Origin of the sequence: Chryseobacterium culicis (assembly GCF_002979755.1) — a bacterium.
Taxonomy (GTDB): domain Bacteria; phylum Bacteroidota; class Bacteroidia; order Flavobacteriales; family Weeksellaceae; genus Chryseobacterium; species Chryseobacterium culicis_A.
Genome location: NZ_PCPP01000001.1, coordinates 320,534 through 336,518, shown reverse-complemented (window position 1 = coordinate 336,518; position 15,985 = coordinate 320,534). Strand labels below are relative to the sequence as shown.

Annotated in this window: 17 protein-coding genes; 5 read left to right on the top strand and 12 right to left on the bottom strand. The window is 35.7% G+C overall.

What is annotated here, in order from left to right:
- Nucleotides 1-7: 7 nt before the first annotated feature.
- From CQ022_RS01635 to CQ022_RS01620, 4 genes are all read right to left on the bottom strand, one after another.
- The gene (locus CQ022_RS01635) at nucleotides 8-583 is read right to left on the bottom strand and encodes a hypothetical protein (protein WP_105682657.1); all 576 of its coding nucleotides are present in this window, start codon (nucleotides 581-583) and stop codon (nucleotides 8-10) included.
- A 166-nt stretch (nucleotides 584-749) separates the two neighbouring features.
- The gene (locus tag CQ022_RS01630; RefSeq protein ID WP_228421703.1) at nucleotides 750-1,787 is read right to left on the bottom strand and encodes a peptidylprolyl isomerase; all 1,038 of its coding nucleotides are present in this window, start codon (nucleotides 1,785-1,787) and stop codon (nucleotides 750-752) included.
- Nucleotides 1,788-1,868: 81 nt separating this feature from the next.
- Nucleotides 1,869-2,381, bottom strand: a complete 513-nt coding sequence (locus CQ022_RS01625; protein WP_105682658.1) for an FKBP-type peptidyl-prolyl cis-trans isomerase — start codon at nucleotides 2,379-2,381, stop codon at nucleotides 1,869-1,871.
- A gap of 170 nt (nucleotides 2,382-2,551) precedes the next feature.
- Complete coding sequence (locus CQ022_RS01620; protein ID WP_105682659.1) at nucleotides 2,552-3,622, bottom strand: branched-chain amino acid aminotransferase; 1,071 nt, start codon at nucleotides 3,620-3,622, stop codon at nucleotides 2,552-2,554.
- Between the two features lie 85 nt (nucleotides 3,623-3,707).
- Between CQ022_RS01620 and mnmD the strand changes: the two genes are divergently transcribed.
- Together mnmD and CQ022_RS01610 are read left to right on the top strand one after the other, a co-directional pair.
- Nucleotides 3,708-4,382 carry a tRNA (5-methylaminomethyl-2-thiouridine)(34)-methyltransferase MnmD gene (gene mnmD / locus CQ022_RS01615; protein ID WP_105682660.1) on the top strand — a complete coding sequence of 225 codons (675 nt, stop codon included), beginning with the start codon at nucleotides 3,708-3,710 and terminating at the stop codon, nucleotides 4,380-4,382.
- A 209-nt stretch (nucleotides 4,383-4,591) separates the two neighbouring features.
- Complete coding sequence (locus CQ022_RS01610; protein WP_105682661.1) at nucleotides 4,592-5,008, top strand: NUDIX domain-containing protein; 417 nt, start codon at nucleotides 4,592-4,594, stop codon at nucleotides 5,006-5,008.
- A 21-nt stretch (nucleotides 5,009-5,029) separates the two neighbouring features.
- Here CQ022_RS01610 and CQ022_RS01605 read toward each other — a convergent pair whose 3' ends face one another.
- Entirely contained in the window at nucleotides 5,030-5,734 is a 705-nt protein-coding gene (locus tag CQ022_RS01605; RefSeq protein ID WP_105682662.1) for a DUF4294 domain-containing protein, read from the bottom strand.
- Nucleotides 5,735-5,785: 51 nt separating this feature from the next.
- Here CQ022_RS01605 and CQ022_RS01600 point away from each other — a divergent pair, with 51 nt between their 5' ends.
- Both CQ022_RS01600 and rpe read left to right on the top strand, forming a co-directional pair.
- Nucleotides 5,786-6,859, top strand: coding sequence for a M42 family peptidase (locus CQ022_RS01600; RefSeq protein ID WP_105682663.1), 1,074 nt, complete (start codon nucleotides 5,786-5,788; stop codon nucleotides 6,857-6,859).
- A gap of 118 nt (nucleotides 6,860-6,977) precedes the next feature.
- Nucleotides 6,978-7,628 (top strand): ribulose-phosphate 3-epimerase, encoded by a 651-nt coding sequence (rpe, locus tag CQ022_RS01595; protein ID WP_105682664.1) that lies wholly within the window; start codon nucleotides 6,978-6,980, stop codon nucleotides 7,626-7,628.
- Nucleotides 7,629-7,845: 217 nt separating this feature from the next.
- Here rpe and CQ022_RS01590 read toward each other — a convergent pair whose 3' ends face one another.
- Genes CQ022_RS01590 through CQ022_RS01580 form a run of 3 tightly spaced genes read right to left on the bottom strand, consistent with a single transcriptional unit; the run spans nucleotide 7,846 to nucleotide 9,689 of the window.
- Entirely contained in the window at nucleotides 7,846-8,331 is a 486-nt protein-coding gene (locus tag CQ022_RS01590) for a DUF1772 domain-containing protein (RefSeq protein WP_228421674.1), read from the bottom strand.
- 35 nt (nucleotides 8,332-8,366) lie between these two features.
- A complete protein-coding gene (locus tag CQ022_RS01585; protein ID WP_105682666.1) occupies nucleotides 8,367-9,464 on the bottom strand; it encodes a DUF692 family multinuclear iron-containing protein in 1,098 nt (365 codons plus the stop codon).
- A gap of 3 nt (nucleotides 9,465-9,467) precedes the next feature.
- Nucleotides 9,468-9,689 carry a hypothetical protein gene (locus CQ022_RS01580; RefSeq protein WP_105682667.1) on the bottom strand — a complete coding sequence of 74 codons (222 nt, stop codon included), beginning with the start codon at nucleotides 9,687-9,689 and terminating at the stop codon, nucleotides 9,468-9,470.
- Nucleotides 9,690-9,880: 191 nt separating this feature from the next.
- On the opposite strand from CQ022_RS01580, the gene CQ022_RS01575 reads away from it, so the two are divergent.
- Nucleotides 9,881-11,728 carry an alpha-L-fucosidase gene (locus tag CQ022_RS01575; RefSeq protein WP_105682668.1) on the top strand — a complete coding sequence of 616 codons (1,848 nt, stop codon included), beginning with the start codon at nucleotides 9,881-9,883 and terminating at the stop codon, nucleotides 11,726-11,728.
- An 80-nt stretch (nucleotides 11,729-11,808) separates the two neighbouring features.
- Here the strand turns inward: CQ022_RS01575 and CQ022_RS01570 are convergent, their stop codons facing one another.
- The 4 genes from CQ022_RS01570 to CQ022_RS23120 form a co-directional block, all read right to left on the bottom strand.
- Nucleotides 11,809-12,225 (bottom strand): nucleoside-diphosphate kinase, encoded by a 417-nt coding sequence (locus CQ022_RS01570; RefSeq protein ID WP_076355787.1) that lies wholly within the window; start codon nucleotides 12,223-12,225, stop codon nucleotides 11,809-11,811.
- Nucleotides 12,226-12,812: 587 nt separating this feature from the next.
- On the bottom strand, nucleotides 12,813-13,739 hold the full coding sequence (gene rsgA, locus CQ022_RS01565) for a ribosome small subunit-dependent GTPase A (RefSeq protein ID WP_105682669.1): 927 nt from the start codon (nucleotides 13,737-13,739) through the stop codon (nucleotides 12,813-12,815).
- Between the two features lie 165 nt (nucleotides 13,740-13,904).
- On the bottom strand, nucleotides 13,905-14,984 hold the full coding sequence (locus CQ022_RS01560) for a chorismate mutase (protein ID WP_105682670.1): 1,080 nt from the start codon (nucleotides 14,982-14,984) through the stop codon (nucleotides 13,905-13,907).
- A gap of 402 nt (nucleotides 14,985-15,386) precedes the next feature.
- Nucleotides 15,387-15,962 carry a hypothetical protein gene (locus CQ022_RS23120; protein WP_228421678.1) on the bottom strand — a complete coding sequence of 192 codons (576 nt, stop codon included), beginning with the start codon at nucleotides 15,960-15,962 and terminating at the stop codon, nucleotides 15,387-15,389.
- Between the last annotated feature and the right edge of the window lie 23 nt (nucleotides 15,963-15,985).

Here is a 15,985-nt window from a genome sequence, read left to right as displayed (position 1 = left end):
TACCATTTTAAAATTTATCAAGAACTTTCTTTGGTAAGATTTTCACCAGTTCTTTTTTATATTCCTTTTCAAGAACGACAAACTTCCAAGTCTTTTTATCTTTTGAAACCGCACAGGCTTTCATAGTGGCGTTGATGAGATATGAACTTTCGTTAGCCAGATATTTCACATTATTTGCACCATATTTAGCGGTTAAGGCGCTGCTCATTTTCTTTTTCATATCCTCATTTAATGAACTGACACTACATTTCAGTTTCAAAAAATACTGGGCAATAGAAAAATACTCACCCGTAATGAGTTCAGGTTTTTCAATATTTCCGAACTTGAAATCCTGTACTTCAATTTTCATGAATGGATTATTGTAAGTCATATTCAAAATTTGTGTCATCTGCTCTTTTGAAATGATGGTAAAGAATTTTGGATATATACAGCTTACCGCCTGATCTATCTGTTTAGATTGAATACTTTTCACAAAATAAGTAAGTGATTTTTTTATCGCGGCATCGTCAGGATTTGTCCTGGTCTGCGAAAAAGTCATCATCGACAGCAGAACAAAAAGAAACAGAAGTGATTGGGTTTTCATTTTTTAATAGTTATTACAGATTTTAAGATTATTTTTTACGGGAAAAATTATTACACTTTCCAGATATTAAAATGGGTCGCAACATATACGCAGATCGTTACAGAATATATTTAAACTAAAAAAGCCGTCCTTATCGGAACGGCTTTATATTTTAAAAAGGATTCAATTATTTTACTTTTACAAGCTCAACATCGAAAACTAACCAAGAGTTTGGCGGGATCACTCCTCCTGCCCCTCTTTCTCCGTAAGCCATTGCCGGCGGGATCAATAAAGTAGCAGTTTCACCTTCTTTCAACAATAGGATACCTTCATCCCATCCTTTGATTACTCTTCCCATTCCGATTGGAATTTCGATAGGCTCGTTTCTCTTGAATGAAGAATCAAATTCTGTTCCGTCTACCAATTTACCTGCATAGTGTACAGATACATTGTCACCCGCTTTTGGAGCTTTACCGTCAGCAGTTTTTGTGATTTTATAGTAAAGACCTGATTCCGTTTTCTGCATACCAGCTTTTAGGTTTTCAACCAATTTCTCCTGGTTAGCTTTGAATTCTTCTTCTTTTTTCTTCTTTTCAGCTTCTTCTTTAGCAATAAAAGCTTTATTATTTTCTGCAATTTTAGCTTTTCCTTCGTTGAAAGTCTTAGCTGCATCGTAGTGCTTGTACTCGTCACCTTTGCTGAAAACAGAAACTTTTTCTAAAACGATATCTGTTTTAGGTTTATCCTGAGCTCCTTTTTCAACGTTAGCGATAGCATCAATCACATCATTTCCTTTTACCACTTTTCCGAAGATGGTGTGTCTTCCGTCTAACCAAGGTGTAGCCACCTCCGTGATGAAAAACTGAGAACCATTGGTATTCGGTCCTGAGTTTGCCATAGAAAGAATACCTTTTCCTGTGTGTTTAAGGTCATTTCTTTCATCCTCGAATTTATATCCAGGATCACCTGCTCCAGTTCCTTTAGGGTCTCCCCCTTGGATCATGAAATCTTTGATCACTCTGTGGAAAATAGTTCCGTCATAGTAAGGAACTCCCTTAGCCTTAGCTTTGTTGTCGATTTTCCCTTCTGCAAGACCGATAAAGTTGGCTACAGTTACTGGTGCTTTCTTGTCCTCAAACTTTACAATCAGGTTACCTTTTGTAGTTTGAAGATTGGCATAAAGTCCGTCATTAAGACCTTCGTAAGTTTCTTTGTCTACGTTCATTTTTTTATAAATTGGGGTACAACTCATCAGCGAAATACTTGCCGCTGCCAGAATTATATTCTTGTTAAACAATTTCATGTATTATAGAGCTTTTAATTTTATGATTAATGGAATATCGTTATCTATTTTCTTTTCGTCTCCGTAGGTTCCGTAAGCCAAAGAAGACGGTACCAAAAGCGTTACTTCCTCTCCATCACGTATAAAACGCAAAGCATTCTCCACCGCTCTCAGTTCATCAAAATGCCCGAATCTGGCATCTCTTCTTTCAAAAGGCTGATCGTATATTTTAGTCTGGTCAAAATCGTACAGATCATAAGAATAAGAAATTGTTGTTTCATCCTTTCTTCTTTCCCTTTGATCATAGCCCTCCACTGTCACCCAATAATTCAGCTGCGTAGGATAATACTTTACAGACTGACCGCTGATCCAATCCTGAATCTGGCCCCGTTCTATAGCATTAAGATTTTTCATCCTGTTTCTAGAAACATCCAGATCTTTTTGGCTTAAAACACCCCCTACAGGAGGATGAGCCGTCTGTGCATTTCTGTTGCAGCTCAACAGGCTTATGGCTGATATGAAGAGTATTTTTTTCATAAACTTTTGCGAAAATACACATTTCGCGAATCAATTACAAAACTTGACAAAGAAATGTGTGCATGTAACAATATATTATCTTCCATAAAACCATTCCTACATAACACTTGAATACATAGATACAAAAAAGCCGGGAAAAACCCGGCTTTTATATAGTTATTTATATCCTATTATACTGTTTCTAAAGCGTGATCTACTGTAACTCTCCATCCGAAAGGATCTTCAGATAAGTTGTTTTGTAAATCTACCAAGTCTTTCTTAAGAAGTGCAGCATAGCTTTCTTCGTCAGATAATCTTGGAAGCTCCAATTTTTCACCTTGGTATCCTAAAGCCTGGAATTGAGTGGTTACTACTGCAGTACCTACTCCCCATACTTCTTTAAGCTCTCCATTCTTTAAAGCTTCAATTACTGTTTTCACAGGAATTGGTTCTATTTTTACTTCAATTCCTCTTTTCTTAGCTAACTGAATGAAGCTGTCTCTTGTTACTCCGTCAAGGATTTTCTCAGATGTTGGAGGTGTATAGATTGTATCGTTAATTCTAACAAATACGTTCATTGTACCACTCTCTTCGAAATATTCGTGAGTAGCATCATCTGTCCAGATAATTTGCTCGTAACCTTCTTCAATTGCCAACTGTGTCGGATAGAAAGAAGCAGCGTAATTACCTGCAGCTTTAGCAGAACCTACCCCTCCGTTTGCAGCTCTTGAATAGTGATCAGAGATTTTTACAGATACCGGCTCAGAATAGTAGCTTTTCGCAGGTGTTGCAACGATGGCAAACATATATTTATTAGATACTCTTGCTTTCAAAGCTTCCTCTGTAGCAAAAATCAAAGGTCTGATATAAAGAGACATTCCTTCCCCCTGTGGAATCCACTCTCTGTCAATATCTACTAACGCCTTTAATCCGTCTAAAAACATTTCTTCAGTCACTTCAGGCATAGCAAGACGCTTTGCGGACTTATTGATACGTTCAAAATTCTTTTCAGGCCTGAAAAGGAAAACCTGTCCGTCTTTGTCTTTATAGGCTTTCATACCTTCAAAACAAGCTTGTCCATAGTTTACTCCCATCATGGCAGGTGTAAATGGAATCGGACCGTAAGGAACTAATTTTACATCTCCCCATTTTCCGTCTTCATACTCACAAATAATCATATGATCAATGAAAGTACCACCAAATGAAAAATTGTTAGGGTCAAATGTAGAAATTCTGGAGTTTTCAGTTTTTTGAATTATCATTTTTTAAAATTTTTACGATGTTCTACAAATTTAACATAATTTTCTAAATATAAAAATTTTAGAGTAAATTTGACAAAAAAATAGCTTGAAAAGAGAGATTAAGACCACAAACGACGGAAGTAAAACATTGTTTATCAATGATTTAAATGAAAACTACCATTCTCATCACGGAGCACTACAGGAAGCTGAACATGTGTTTATCAAAAATGGACTAAATCTGATAAATGATTACGAAATTAATATTTTAGAACTCGGTTTTGGAACAGGTTTGAATGTTTTGGTAACAATTAATGAATATTTAAAAACTGACAAAAATCATGTCATCAATTATTTTTCGCTTGAAAAATATCCCATAAATGAATCCGAAGTTAAGGATTTAGCTTACTTTGAACTTTTTGATAACCCAGAGTTTAAAAATATTTATCAGAAAATTCATCTGGCAGATTGGGAAAAGCCAGTAGAAATCATTAGCGGATTCAACTTAAAAAAGATAGAATGTGATTTTTTCGATCTGAAGCATATTGATCTGCCCAAAATTAATCTTGTTTACTTTGATTGTTTTGGGGCAAGAGTACAGCCTGATCTTTGGGAAAAACCATTATTTGAGCTGGTTTCTGACAAAATGTCCATTAACGGATTATTAACAACCTACTCTTCAAAAGGCAGCGTAAGAAGAATTCTTCAGGAACTCAATTTCCAGGTAGAGAAAAAACAGGGACCTCCGGGAAAAAGAGAAATGATTAATGCAATTAAGATGTAGAAGGAAGCTTGAGGACGGAAGCTGGATGTTTACAGCCGACTGCTTAATTAAATTTTATTTTTTTTAAATAATAATCAATATATAAGATAAGTTACTTCAACATTATTAAGAATAAATAGTGTTAAAACTTCCGGCTTCATGCTTCCAACTTCCGGCTTTTTCCAACAAAATTCCTTACATTAGCTATACAAATATTATACATTATATATATGATAGATAAGATCAACATTAGAGTGTATGCCTGTGCGGTAAAAGATAAACAAGTTCTGACTTTATTTGAGGAATATGCCGGCGAACCTTTAATGAAATTTCCGGGTGGCGGATTGGAATATGGCGAAGGTGTACTGGAATGTCTGCACCGTGAGTTTGACGAAGAACTTAATGTAAAAATCAATATTCTGGAACATTTCTATACTCAGGAGAACTTTCTGGTATCCCGTTTCAAAGAGAATGAGCAGCTTCTTACCATCTATTATATAGTAGATATCGTTAATGAGGGAGATTTTATTATTCTGGATCCCTGCATTGAAAAAACAGAATGGATTGACATTGACAGACCAGACAATCCTTTTCCTCTTCCGATAGATAAAATTGTATTCGATAAATTAAAAGAAAAATTCCTGTAAGTATTCTTACAGGAATTTATATTATTTCTTTACTTTAAAATCATTTGCTCCGGGATAAGGCTGCAGATACCCTGAATTCCAATTGGACTGCAGTAATGATTCTATAAATTCATCACTTCTGTTGGTATGGGGATCATAGCGTTCTTTCAGGTCAATATCAGCCATTTTTCCTTTTACATTCCACCAGAAAGCACTCCATCCACCTCTCAATTCTTTGATAATCTCAAATACATTTTTTCCGGTAGCTCTGTTCATCAGTTTGGCAAAAACCTGTCCTTCTGTCGTAGTAAGATCTCTCAGTTGTTTTTCATATTGGTCAGCAAGCATATTCTGTCTTTCTCTTACAAACTTTCTTTTGGCTTTACTATCCAAGTCATTCATATCTTTCTGAATATCTCTGTACTGTTGCAGTGCGGTGACAAACAAAGGATATACCCTGTACAGCTTTTTATTCAGGAAGTAATAGTAATTCTTATCCAACTGATTATTGAATCGTGGTTTATTCACCAAAACCAACTCGTCTAAGACTACAACAGGCTCACCATTGATTTCATACACCTTAATCTTCTGCTGTTCGTCATAATAATACTTATTACCAAATTCATCCACTTTCAGGGATTCAGGCGGATACTGATTGAGTGGTTTTGCCACTATACCATCCTTCTGACCGAAAACACTGACTCCAAAAAAGAAAACAAAAAGGCAGATAATCTTACTAAAATTCATTATTTTTACACTTATAAGAAGAAAAATTAAACGCAAAAATCATTCCTTTTTATGAAATTTGAAAAGAAATCTTTGAAATTTTTAGAGAAATATTTAAACACTTCATCTCCAACAGGTTATGAACACAAAGGACAGGAGGTCTGGATGGACTATATCCGACCTTATGTGGACAAAATAGAAGTAGATCACTATGGAACCTGCTATGGGATCATCAATCCGGAAGCTGAATTTAAGGTAGTGATTGAAGCACATGCTGATGAAATCTCATGGTATGTAAATTATATTACAGATGACGGCTTAATCTATGTCATCAGAAACGGAGGCTCCGACCAGACTATTGCACCTTCAAAAGTTGTCCATATCCATAGCGAAAACGGAATTGTAAAAGGAGTATTCGGATGGCCGGCTATTCATACAAGAACCAACCAGAACGAGCCTACTCCAAAAATCGAGAATATCTTTATCGACTGTGGCGCTACTTCTAAAAAAGAAGTGGAGGAAATGGGAATTTTTGTAGGATGCATGATCACTTATCCTGATGAATTCTTTGAAATGAACGACAGATATTTTGTCTGCAGAGCTCTGGACAACAGAATTGGCGGTTTCATGATTGCTGAAGTGGCCAGACTTTTAAAAGAAAATAAGAAATCTATTCCTTTTGGGCTTTATATTACCAATTCTGTTCAGGAAGAAGTAGGTTTATACGGAGCAGATATGATTGCTGATACCATCAAACCGAATATTGCTATTGTAACAGATGTTACCCACGACACAACAACTCCAATGATTGAAAAGAAAAAAGAAGGAGATCAGAAATGTGGTGCCGGACCAGTAGTATTCTTCGCTCCAAGCGTTCACCATACTATCAGAGAACTGATTATTGATACTGCAAAAACAAAGAAAATTCCTTTCCAAAGGGCTGCTGCAAGCAGAGCTACAGGAACAGACACAGATGCTTTTGCCCATTCTAACGGCGGGGTACCAAGTGCTTTAATTTCCTTACCTTTGCGTTATATGCATACTACGGTGGAAATGGTATCTAAGGAAGATGTAGGTAATGTTATCAAACTTATCTATGAAACAGTTCTTAAGATCACGCCGGAAATGAAACTGAAGTATCATTAATAGAATCAAGATGCAAGACACAAGATTCAAGATAACCGAAATACACACATAAAAACACCTGTTTTGACCATGTTTTGGTTCTTGATTCCTGACTCTAAATATCTAATATAAAGTAAAAATGAAAACGAAGCTTATTGCTCCATCCCTTTTATCTGCAGACTTTGGGAATCTGCAAAGAGATATTGAAATGCTGAACAATTCTCAGGCCGACTGGTTTCACATTGATGTAATGGACGGCAGATTTGTACCTAACATTTCATTTGGTTTTCCGGTAATGAAAACCGTTCAGCAGCATGCTAAAAAATTTGTAGATGTTCACCTGATGATTGTGGAGCCTGAGAAATATGTTGATGAATTTATCAACCATGGTGCAGATCTTATTTCTGTACATTATGAGGCATGTACCCACCTTCACAGAACCATCCATCACATTCAGAGTAAAGGAGCAAAAGCGGGTGTGGTTTTAAATCCTTCTACTCCGGTATTAATGCTTGAAGACATTATTGCTGATGTGGATCTTGTATTATTAATGAGTGTGAATCCAGGATTTGGAGGTCAGAAATTCATTGAAAACACATACAAAAAGATTGCTGAAACCAAAGATCTGATCTTAAGCAACAACTCCACTGCGCTTATCGAGATAGACGGAGGAGTAAATCTTGACAACGCATCTAAATTATTTGAAGCGGGGGCAGATGTTCTGGTTGCAGGAAATGCTGTTTTCTCAACTGAGAGCCCTGAAAGAACAATTGAACTTTTAAAGATCTGATAGATTATTCTTATCATACACAAAAGGCAGCCATTGGCTGCCTTTTCTCTTGTTTGGAAATTTAAGTCGTCTTGGTTATAATCTTTTTTTCAAGGTATTGAAAATGTTAAAACTGTCATACTAATAACACAAAGATCCGAATAAAACCAAAGCTGCACATCCGTAGAAATACCGAATCTGCTAGCTAAGTATTTTCACTTAATTCCATTATATTTTTTCACACATCTCTGTTCCAGATGCAGGCACAGATCACAAAAATGATAGAAATAACAGAAAAGACTGTTCTTATATTATTCAGAAAATTCCATCTGTTTTCAAAGTTTTCCCGCATCTGCCTGATGGCTTCTGCTGTGGAATTGGAGATATCAAACTTATCTAAAGCATCATTCATGGGAACATTTCCCGCCACCGTTACTCCAAAAACCCCGATCAGATAAGCCAATGTAGCCAGCAGAAGAAAAATAAAAACAGGCTGCTGACCGCGGAGTAAAAAAGTAGATACGGGAAGGAGAATTGCAGTCCCCATAAAGCTCATAAAGAAAACAGGATTCAGGATTTCCCGGTTGATACTCTGCATTGCCTTCAGGTATTCTGTATCAGAAAGTTTTCCCAGACCGAGCACAACGGAGCATGAATAAGCATAGAAAAGTCCTCCTATCAAAGCAGTGAGGACAGCGGTAATGATCAATACTAGTGTTGTCATTTTCATATAATTTGATTTTGGTTACCAGAATAGAATTAATAAGGATTCCATTTTTTAATGATGTTCTGGGCAGTAAGAATCATTTCAGCATCCCAGTTTTCTGTTTTAAAATAATAAAAATCCTGATCTTTAATGGCTTTCACTTCTACATTATCAAAAAGAAGCTTGGTCAGTCTGGATTGCTCCTCATATAAAACCAGGTTTTCTAAAGGCTTCTCCGAAAGTTTCATTTCCTTTTTACTCCAGCCGCTTTTTCCTTTCACTTTCCAGTCTGAAGTTTCAATAATCGTGCTTACGGTATTAAAATCATTCAGGAAATTATCTCTTTCTTCTTCTGTTTTTACCGTATCTCCAAGTCTTTCAATGATAATATATTCCAGATTTTGACATTGTGTAAGTACAGATGGCAAAACAGAAAGAATATCCTGAGGAATAACATCATCATGCGTATCTCTCCTCACCTGCTTGTCCCCATACACACTATCCTGCCAGCTCCCACCCGAAAGATGGATTTCTTTTACTTTATCTAAAGGATATAAATTAATGATTTCCTGAATCGGTACTTCAAAGTTACTTGACTGGCAGTAAATATTATGGAGATCAAGAATCAGAAAACCATTTGTACCTTCCGTAAGTTTATCAAGGAAAACGCCTTGTTCTTTCACATCATCGATGGAAAATGAAAACGCCAGATTTTCTATACCTACAGGAATATTCACCGCTTCCTGAAGCCTGTATAATCTGTCCTGCCCTATTTCTAAAGTTTGAGGATGTAAAGATACGGGCAACGGCACTCCCTGATGAAAATTCTCAGTATTCATGAAACCAAAATGTTCCGTAATATGATTGTATTTCCGCAGACTGACTTCTTCTGTTAGTTTTTTCAGCCATTCTTCCTGCCTTTCTGTCCATCTCGCATCAAACAAAGAATAATACACTCCATGTCCTATCAGACGGTCATTTTCTGCATAGAAATTCAGTAAATCGTGAAGCCAATCCGGTTCATGAGCATGATAAAGGGTGTCAAAAGACCACTCCATCACTTCTATAGAATTATTCTGCAACAACGGCAAAATAGCAGAAACAAAATCTGCTTCCGCCATCATTGACACTCCTAACATTGGCTTTCTCATCTCCTATCCCATTCCGCAGGCCGGACAACCATGTCCACGAAGCACAAGCGTATCTTTTTTTACATCTGGTTTAGGAGCTCCCGGTTTTTTCTTTTCAACCGTATCCTGAGAAGTTGCTTTCTTTACTTTTTTAACAGGCTTTTTCGTTTTAGTTTCGGGTTTAGTGGTCTGTGCAGATACACCTACCGCTAATAAACTTGCCATTAATATTGCCGGAATTTTCATAATTGCTTTTTTTCAGATAAATTTTACAAGAAACGTTCCATTTCCATTTTATTGTGAGAACAAAATTCCTATTGCTCAGTTTTTAAAAATACAATAAAAAAACAAACACTTTAACAGGAATGATTAAATAGCAAGAAACTATTGCGGTAATGTTTTCTTTATTTATATTTAATGTTCAAATAAATCTATATATGAAAAGCAGTCTGATTAAAGCTGTTTTCCTTGGATTGGTATTTTCTGCATATCATACCGATGCCCAGGTTCAAACAGTTGACAACAGCAAAAAAATGGAATGGTTTAAAAATGCCAAACTGGGTATTTTTATTCATTGGGGAATTTACTCCGTTAATGGAATTTCCGAATCCTGGTCATTCTTCAATAATTATATTAATCACGAAAATTATATGAAACAGCTGAATGGTTTTTCAGCTTCAAAATACCAGCCGGAACAATGGGTCAACCTGATTAAAGAATCCGGAGCAAAATATGCTGTCATTACCACAAAACATCATGACGGTGTTTCCCTGTGGAATTCAAACGCAGAAAAGGCAATAAGCATTCCTCAAAATTCCCTGGCAAAAAAAGATATTCTAAGTCCTTTTATTTCCGCGCTTAAAAAATCCGGATTAAAAACTGGTCTTTATTTCTCTTTACCGGATTGGAGCCATCCTTATTACGATATCAATACCCGGACAAAACTACGGTATGAAGTAAAAAATAATCCGACACTGTGGCAGAATTTTATCCGTTATTATCAGGATCAGCTTAACGAATTGTCTACGCAATATTCTCCGGATCTTATTTGGTTTGATGGAAACTGGGAGCACACTTCTGAAGAATGGAAAACGACTCAAACCATAGATTTGCTCAGGAAACACAATACTGATATTATTATCAATTCCAGACTTAACAATCATGGAGATTATGATACTCCCGAACAGGGCATTCCTGTCATTCCCCCACAAAACCCTTACTGGGAGCTTTGTTACACCATGAATGATTCCTGGGGATATCAACCTTATGATAAAAATTACAAGACTCCCAATATGATTGTCAGAACCCTTGCAGACGTGATAAGCATGGGCGGAAATCTTCTGCTTGATATCGGTCCAAAATCAGACGGCACCATTCCTGAAGAACAAGTTGAAATCCTTAAAAACCTTGGACGCTGGACTTCAAAAAACCAGCAGGCCATCTATGAAACAACCCGCGGAATTCCTTTTGATAATTACAAAGGGAAATCATCTTTATCAAACTCTAAAAAGTCGTTATTCCTTTATCTTGAAGAAGCCAAAAATTTTACAAAAATCTATGGGTTGGCAACAAAACCTCTTTCCGTAAAAATCATCGGAGATCCATCAGCTTCCGTTAAAGTGGATTATAACCCTGAAAAAACATTGACCCTGAATTTTTCTAAGGTGAAATTTGACAAAGATGTCACTGTGGCAGAACTTATTTTTGATACTCCTCCCGTATTTATAAAAGATTTTAAGAAAGAAGAACACGCTCTAGCCGAAATACTGAATAAAAAGAATGCCCAGGAAGCAGCCTATGACATAGCCAATACGTTGAATTATGGTAATAATTTACTGACCCGTGAAGGTTTAACCAATGACGGCCTTGGCATGCAAATAAAAAAAACGCCTACTACAAATCCAGAAACTCTGGAATGGATAAGCAAGCATGCAGAAGCATTATTTGAGACAGGGAAAGGTCTTCCGGCGGGCCATTATCCGGGAATGAGTGCTTTATCAAAAGACAAACAGACTCTTTATCTCTTTGTGGAAGGAACTCCCTCCGGTCCTATTGCTCTGAAAGGAATAAAAAATGACATTTCCCGAATAAGAATCGTAGGCGATGGCAGTATGCTCAGCCATACTATTTACAATAAACTTTACTGGAGTGACCGGCCAGGAATTATTTATATTGATATTCCTAAAGAAAGATTAGATAAACAGATGACTGTTATTGCAGTTCTGCTTAATAAACCTGTAGAACTGTACAGAGAAAATGTAGGAGCCATTGAAAACAACCTTTAATAAGGTTTGAAACAAGAATTCATATAAAAACAAAATCCGGAGAAAATTCTCCGGATTTTTTATTTTGTAAGATGATTTTCTTAGAAAATCTCTCTTCCTGAAAAATGGAACTGAGCTTCGATTAATGCATTCTCGTTAGAATCTGAACCGTGAACCGCATTTTCTCCGATGCTTCTTGCAAACATTTTTCTGATAGTACCTTCCGCAGCTTCTGCAGGGTTAGTAGCACCGATTAATGTTCTGAAGTCTTCAACTGCATTATCTTTTTCTAAAACTGCTGCAACGATAGGACCAGAGCTCATGAATTCTACTAATTCTCCATAAAATGGTCTTTCAGCGTGTACTTCATAGAATTTTTTTGCATCAGCAACTGTAAGCTGAGTTAATTTTAAAGCTTTGATTTTAAAACCTCCTTCAGCAATCTTACCCAATATAGCACCGATATGTCCGTCAGCAACTGCATCAGGCTTAATCATAGTGAATGTAATGTTAGACATAAATGTATATTTTTTTAATGGCGCAAAATTACAAAAAATATCTTTGATTTTTATTTTAATTTTTTTTAACATAAAAATAACTTTTATTAAGAAATTGTAAAGCAATCTTTGGCACAGTAATTGTTTATTCTATTGCGATTCTCATGTTTAATTTGAGTTTTCATGGTTATTAGTTTTTACCCAGCTTCGGCTGGGTTTTTTATTTTCAAAAAACAGGGCTATTTTTTATTAATTATGTAATTTACAAAGCGATATAGATTTATATTTAATGATATTTTCGATTTTATTTCAATTAATACAATTGAACGGTTTTCTAAAATATCATTTTTCTTTCCACCCAAAATATGACAAAAGTGGAGTTATCTGCCAAAAAAGCAATATTGAAAAGTAGAGTTATCTAAAAACAGATTTTTTTTCATTAAAAACTAAAAAAAATAATCAAAAAAAATATATAGTTTAAGAAAGTAGTAAATCTAATCTTTAAAGAAGCGAATTGTTAGAATATTATTCTTACATAATGAAAAACAGGAAAGTACAGATTGTCCGAATCAATCTGTAATTATTAAAAAGTAAATATCTGTTATTATTTATTTTTGAGAAGCCTCTTCTGCCTCGTCCATCAATTTAATGTAAGTGGCATAGCGTGAATGTTGAATCTCCCCCGTTTCAAGGGCATCAATAACAGCACATTTAGGTTCATTGACGTGAAGGCAGTTATGAAACTTGCACTCCTCTCTTTTTTTGAAAATCTCAGGAAAGTAATGCTGCACCTCTTCTTTTTCAATATCAATCATGGCAAATTCACGAACACCAGGAGTATCAATAACATTTCCGCCAAAATCCCAGAAATGCATCTGTGCAAAAGTTGTGGTATGTTTTCCTTTCAGGTGAGTATCTGAAATTTCAGATGTTTTTAAATTCAGTCCTGGCTGTAAGGCATTCACCAAAGTAGATTTTCCACAACCTGAGTGACCGAAAAATACCGAAGTTTTATCTTTAAGAACCTCCTGAAGCTGATCCAGATTTAATTTTGAATAGGAAGAAATTTCCAGGGTTTCATATCCTATTTCCTGATATAAGAATTCAACGTCTTTTACAATTTCAATTTCCTCCTCGTGGAGAACGTCCATTTTATTAAAAAGAATAACCGGTGTAATATTATAGGCTTCACAGCATGCCAAAAATCTGTCAAGGAAACCTAAAGATGTTTCAGGATGTTTCAACGTAAAGATAAAACAAGCCAAATCAATGTTGGAAGCAATAATATGGGCTTCTTTTGAAAGGTTTACTGATTTCCTGATCAGGTAGTTGGTTCGTGGTTCAATTTTCGTGATCCATGCGATATCATCCTGTTCCAGCTGAAACTCAACAAAATCTCCTACAGCAAGTGGATTGGTAAGTCTTGTTTTTATTAATTTGAATTTCCCCCTGATTCTGGCCTCGAAAATTTTATTTGTTTCCAATTCCAAAACCTGGTACCAACTGCCTGTAGATTTAATGATTTTTCCTTTCATAGATAATGCTGGTGCAAATATACGCAATTAGGGCTTAGCATTCAGGAAATAGGTTTAAAAACACATGTTTCAATTGCCCTACATCCTGATGGCTAAGCCCTAAATAATTTTTTCAGGCGAAAAATTTAGTAAAAGTTTGATAACCTCTTACCTATTATCCGCAATCTATCTCTCGATCATAATATTGTTCTGAACTTCGATAGATTCTTCGTGAATCGCTTTGAACACTTTTTCAATAAACTCCTGAGACATTCCTGTTTCTTTCGCTTTTTGAGTAGCGTATTCTGTAATTACTTTCCAACGTTCAGGCTGGAAGATTGCAATATCGTTTTCCTTTTTAAGTTTACCGATTTTTTCAGAAATTTTCATTCTTTGAGAAAGAAGTTCAATTAACTGGAAGTCAAGATCTGAGATTAAAGTTCTGTGTCTACCCATTTCTCCTTCAAAACCTGCAAGATTAGAGTTTCTTACTTTCAGGTTACCAATAAGTTCTGCAAGAACCTCAGGAGTAATCTGCTGAGAAGCATCACTCCATGCTTCATCAGGATTGCAGTGAGATTCAATGATAGCTCCCTGGTATCCTACGTTAAGCGCTTCCTGTGTAATATCAGCAAGACCTGTTCTGTTTCCACAAATGTGAGAAGGGTCGATTAGCATTGGAATATTCGGAAACTGGCTCTTGAAATCAAGGGCAATCTGCCAGTTCGGATTGTTTCTGTATTTTGTTTTCTGGTATGTTGAAAATCCTCTGTGAATTACCCCAAGATTTTTAATATCCTGACCTAAAAGTCTTTCCAAAGCTCCGATCCATAATGCAAGATCCGGATTAACAGGGTTTTTTACGAATACAGGTTTATCTGTTCCTCTTAAAGCCATTGCAATTTCCTGTACTGTAAACGGATTCACTGTAGAACGAGCTCCGATCCAAAGGACATCCACGTCTGCTTCTAAAGCGGCAAACACGTGATGTGCATTGGCAACTTCAGTAGCTGTTTTAAAACCATACTCTTCTTTTACTTTTTTTAGCCAGTTCAAACCGATCACTCCTACCCCTTCGAAACCATTAGGTTTGGTACGCGGTTTCCAGATTCCTGCACGGAAAACTGACACATTGGCATTAGATTCTTTAATTCTCCTAGCCGTTTCAAGCATTTGAGCTTCACTTTCAGCACTACATGGTCCTGCAATCATTAGAGGCTGTGTAAGCCCATCGATCCACTCATTTTTCAAATCATTTAAATTCATATTCTAAATTTTATTGTTTTTGTATCTATAATTTTTTCGTTGACAGCAATAGCCCTTTGGATTATAAAATTTAATTTATAATTCTTTTCAAAAAATGCCGTTCAAAATTATTTAAAGGAATCAGGAAAATAATAGGGCTCTACTTCTCCTGTATTTTTTGGAAAGAAATTCAGTTAACAGTACCAATAAAATCGGTAATACGTTCTGAAATTTCTATAATAAGAAGCAGAAAAACTAAAATAACCGCTAAAAAAGTAATTAGCGGGTGCAAAAAAAGACAGATATGTGTTAGTCAATTTTTCCATTTTATTCTAGAAATGCCTTTGTTTTAGCTTTTCTGGTTGTAAATTGTTTTTGTCAAAAACTCATTTTCGACAGAAATATTTGACAAATATATAAAAATTATGTCAAATCAAACTTCATTAAATCATCAAGATCTTTCAAAAGTGGATTTTTTTCGATGAATTTTTCAAACATCTTCCTCTTTGTTACCACCTCAATCTTCAGATTTTCAACGTCTCTGACGTATTCTATCTCAATAATATGATTTTGAATTTTTCTTTTAAAATGATTAAAAAATTCTCCACTTATTTTATCAAATTCTACTTTAGCCGAATCTGAAGGGAATAAAACTTTAATTTTATTTTCCTCAGCTTTTTCCAGTTTGAAAGTTTTTACTGCATTAAATACAAAGCTATCTTTTTTCTGGAGTTGTTTAAGCATAATTCTCCATTCCATCTGCAGATCAGTATCTGTAAAATGGTTTTGCGGAAGATTTTCAGTTCTCACCACAACATTTTCTGTTGTTTCTACTTTATCTTCTTTATTAAGGAAAGAATTGATGCTGAAACCGGAAGAGATCCCCGGTCTTGACAGTGGCTTGGTTGTTTTTGTTACTGAAGTTTCCTGAGCTGTCTGAGAAACTACAGCTGGCTGTTCTACTTGAACGCTTTTCTTTTCCTGAGTTTTTTCAGGCATTTTCACTTCCAGTTTCTCACTGA

Bases quoted from the DNA above. Each gene is read 5' to 3' on its own strand.
- CQ022_RS01575 (WP_105682668.1), top strand. From the start codon at position 9,881: ATGAAAAGCAGTCTGATTAAAGCTGTTTTCCTTGGATTGGTATTTTCT.
- CQ022_RS01580 (WP_105682667.1), bottom strand. From the start codon at position 9,689: ATGAAAATTCCGGCAATATTAATGGCAAGTTTATTAGCGGTAGGTGTA.
- CQ022_RS01570 (WP_076355787.1), bottom strand. From the start codon at position 12,225: ATGTCTAACATTACATTCACTATGATTAAGCCTGATGCAGTTGCTGAC.
- CQ022_RS01600 (WP_105682663.1), top strand. From the start codon at position 5,786: ATGAAATTTGAAAAGAAATCTTTGAAATTTTTAGAGAAATATTTAAAC.
- rsgA (WP_105682669.1), bottom strand. From the start codon at position 13,739: ATGAAAGGAAAAATCATTAAATCTACAGGCAGTTGGTACCAGGTTTTG.
- CQ022_RS01590 (WP_228421674.1), bottom strand. From the start codon at position 8,331: ATGACAACACTAGTATTGATCATTACCGCTGTCCTCACTGCTTTGATA.
- CQ022_RS01585 (WP_105682666.1), bottom strand. From the start codon at position 9,464: ATGAGAAAGCCAATGTTAGGAGTGTCAATGATGGCGGAAGCAGATTTT.
- CQ022_RS01635 (WP_105682657.1), bottom strand. From the start codon at position 583: ATGAAAACCCAATCACTTCTGTTTCTTTTTGTTCTGCTGTCGATGATG.
- CQ022_RS01625 (WP_105682658.1), bottom strand. From the start codon at position 2,381: ATGAAAAAAATACTCTTCATATCAGCCATAAGCCTGTTGAGCTGCAAC.
- CQ022_RS01560 (WP_105682670.1), bottom strand. From the start codon at position 14,984: ATGAATTTAAATGATTTGAAAAATGAGTGGATCGATGGGCTTACACAG.
- CQ022_RS23120 (WP_228421678.1), bottom strand. From the start codon at position 15,962: ATGCCTGAAAAAACTCAGGAAAAGAAAAGCGTTCAAGTAGAACAGCCA.
- CQ022_RS01605 (WP_105682662.1), bottom strand. From the start codon at position 5,734: ATGAATTTTAGTAAGATTATCTGCCTTTTTGTTTTCTTTTTTGGAGTC.
- rpe (WP_105682664.1), top strand. From the start codon at position 6,978: ATGAAAACGAAGCTTATTGCTCCATCCCTTTTATCTGCAGACTTTGGG.
- CQ022_RS01610 (WP_105682661.1), top strand. From the start codon at position 4,592: ATGATAGATAAGATCAACATTAGAGTGTATGCCTGTGCGGTAAAAGAT.
- CQ022_RS01620 (WP_105682659.1), bottom strand. From the start codon at position 3,622: ATGATAATTCAAAAAACTGAAAACTCCAGAATTTCTACATTTGACCCT.
- CQ022_RS01630 (WP_228421703.1), bottom strand. From the start codon at position 1,787: ATGAACGTAGACAAAGAAACTTACGAAGGTCTTAATGACGGACTTTAT.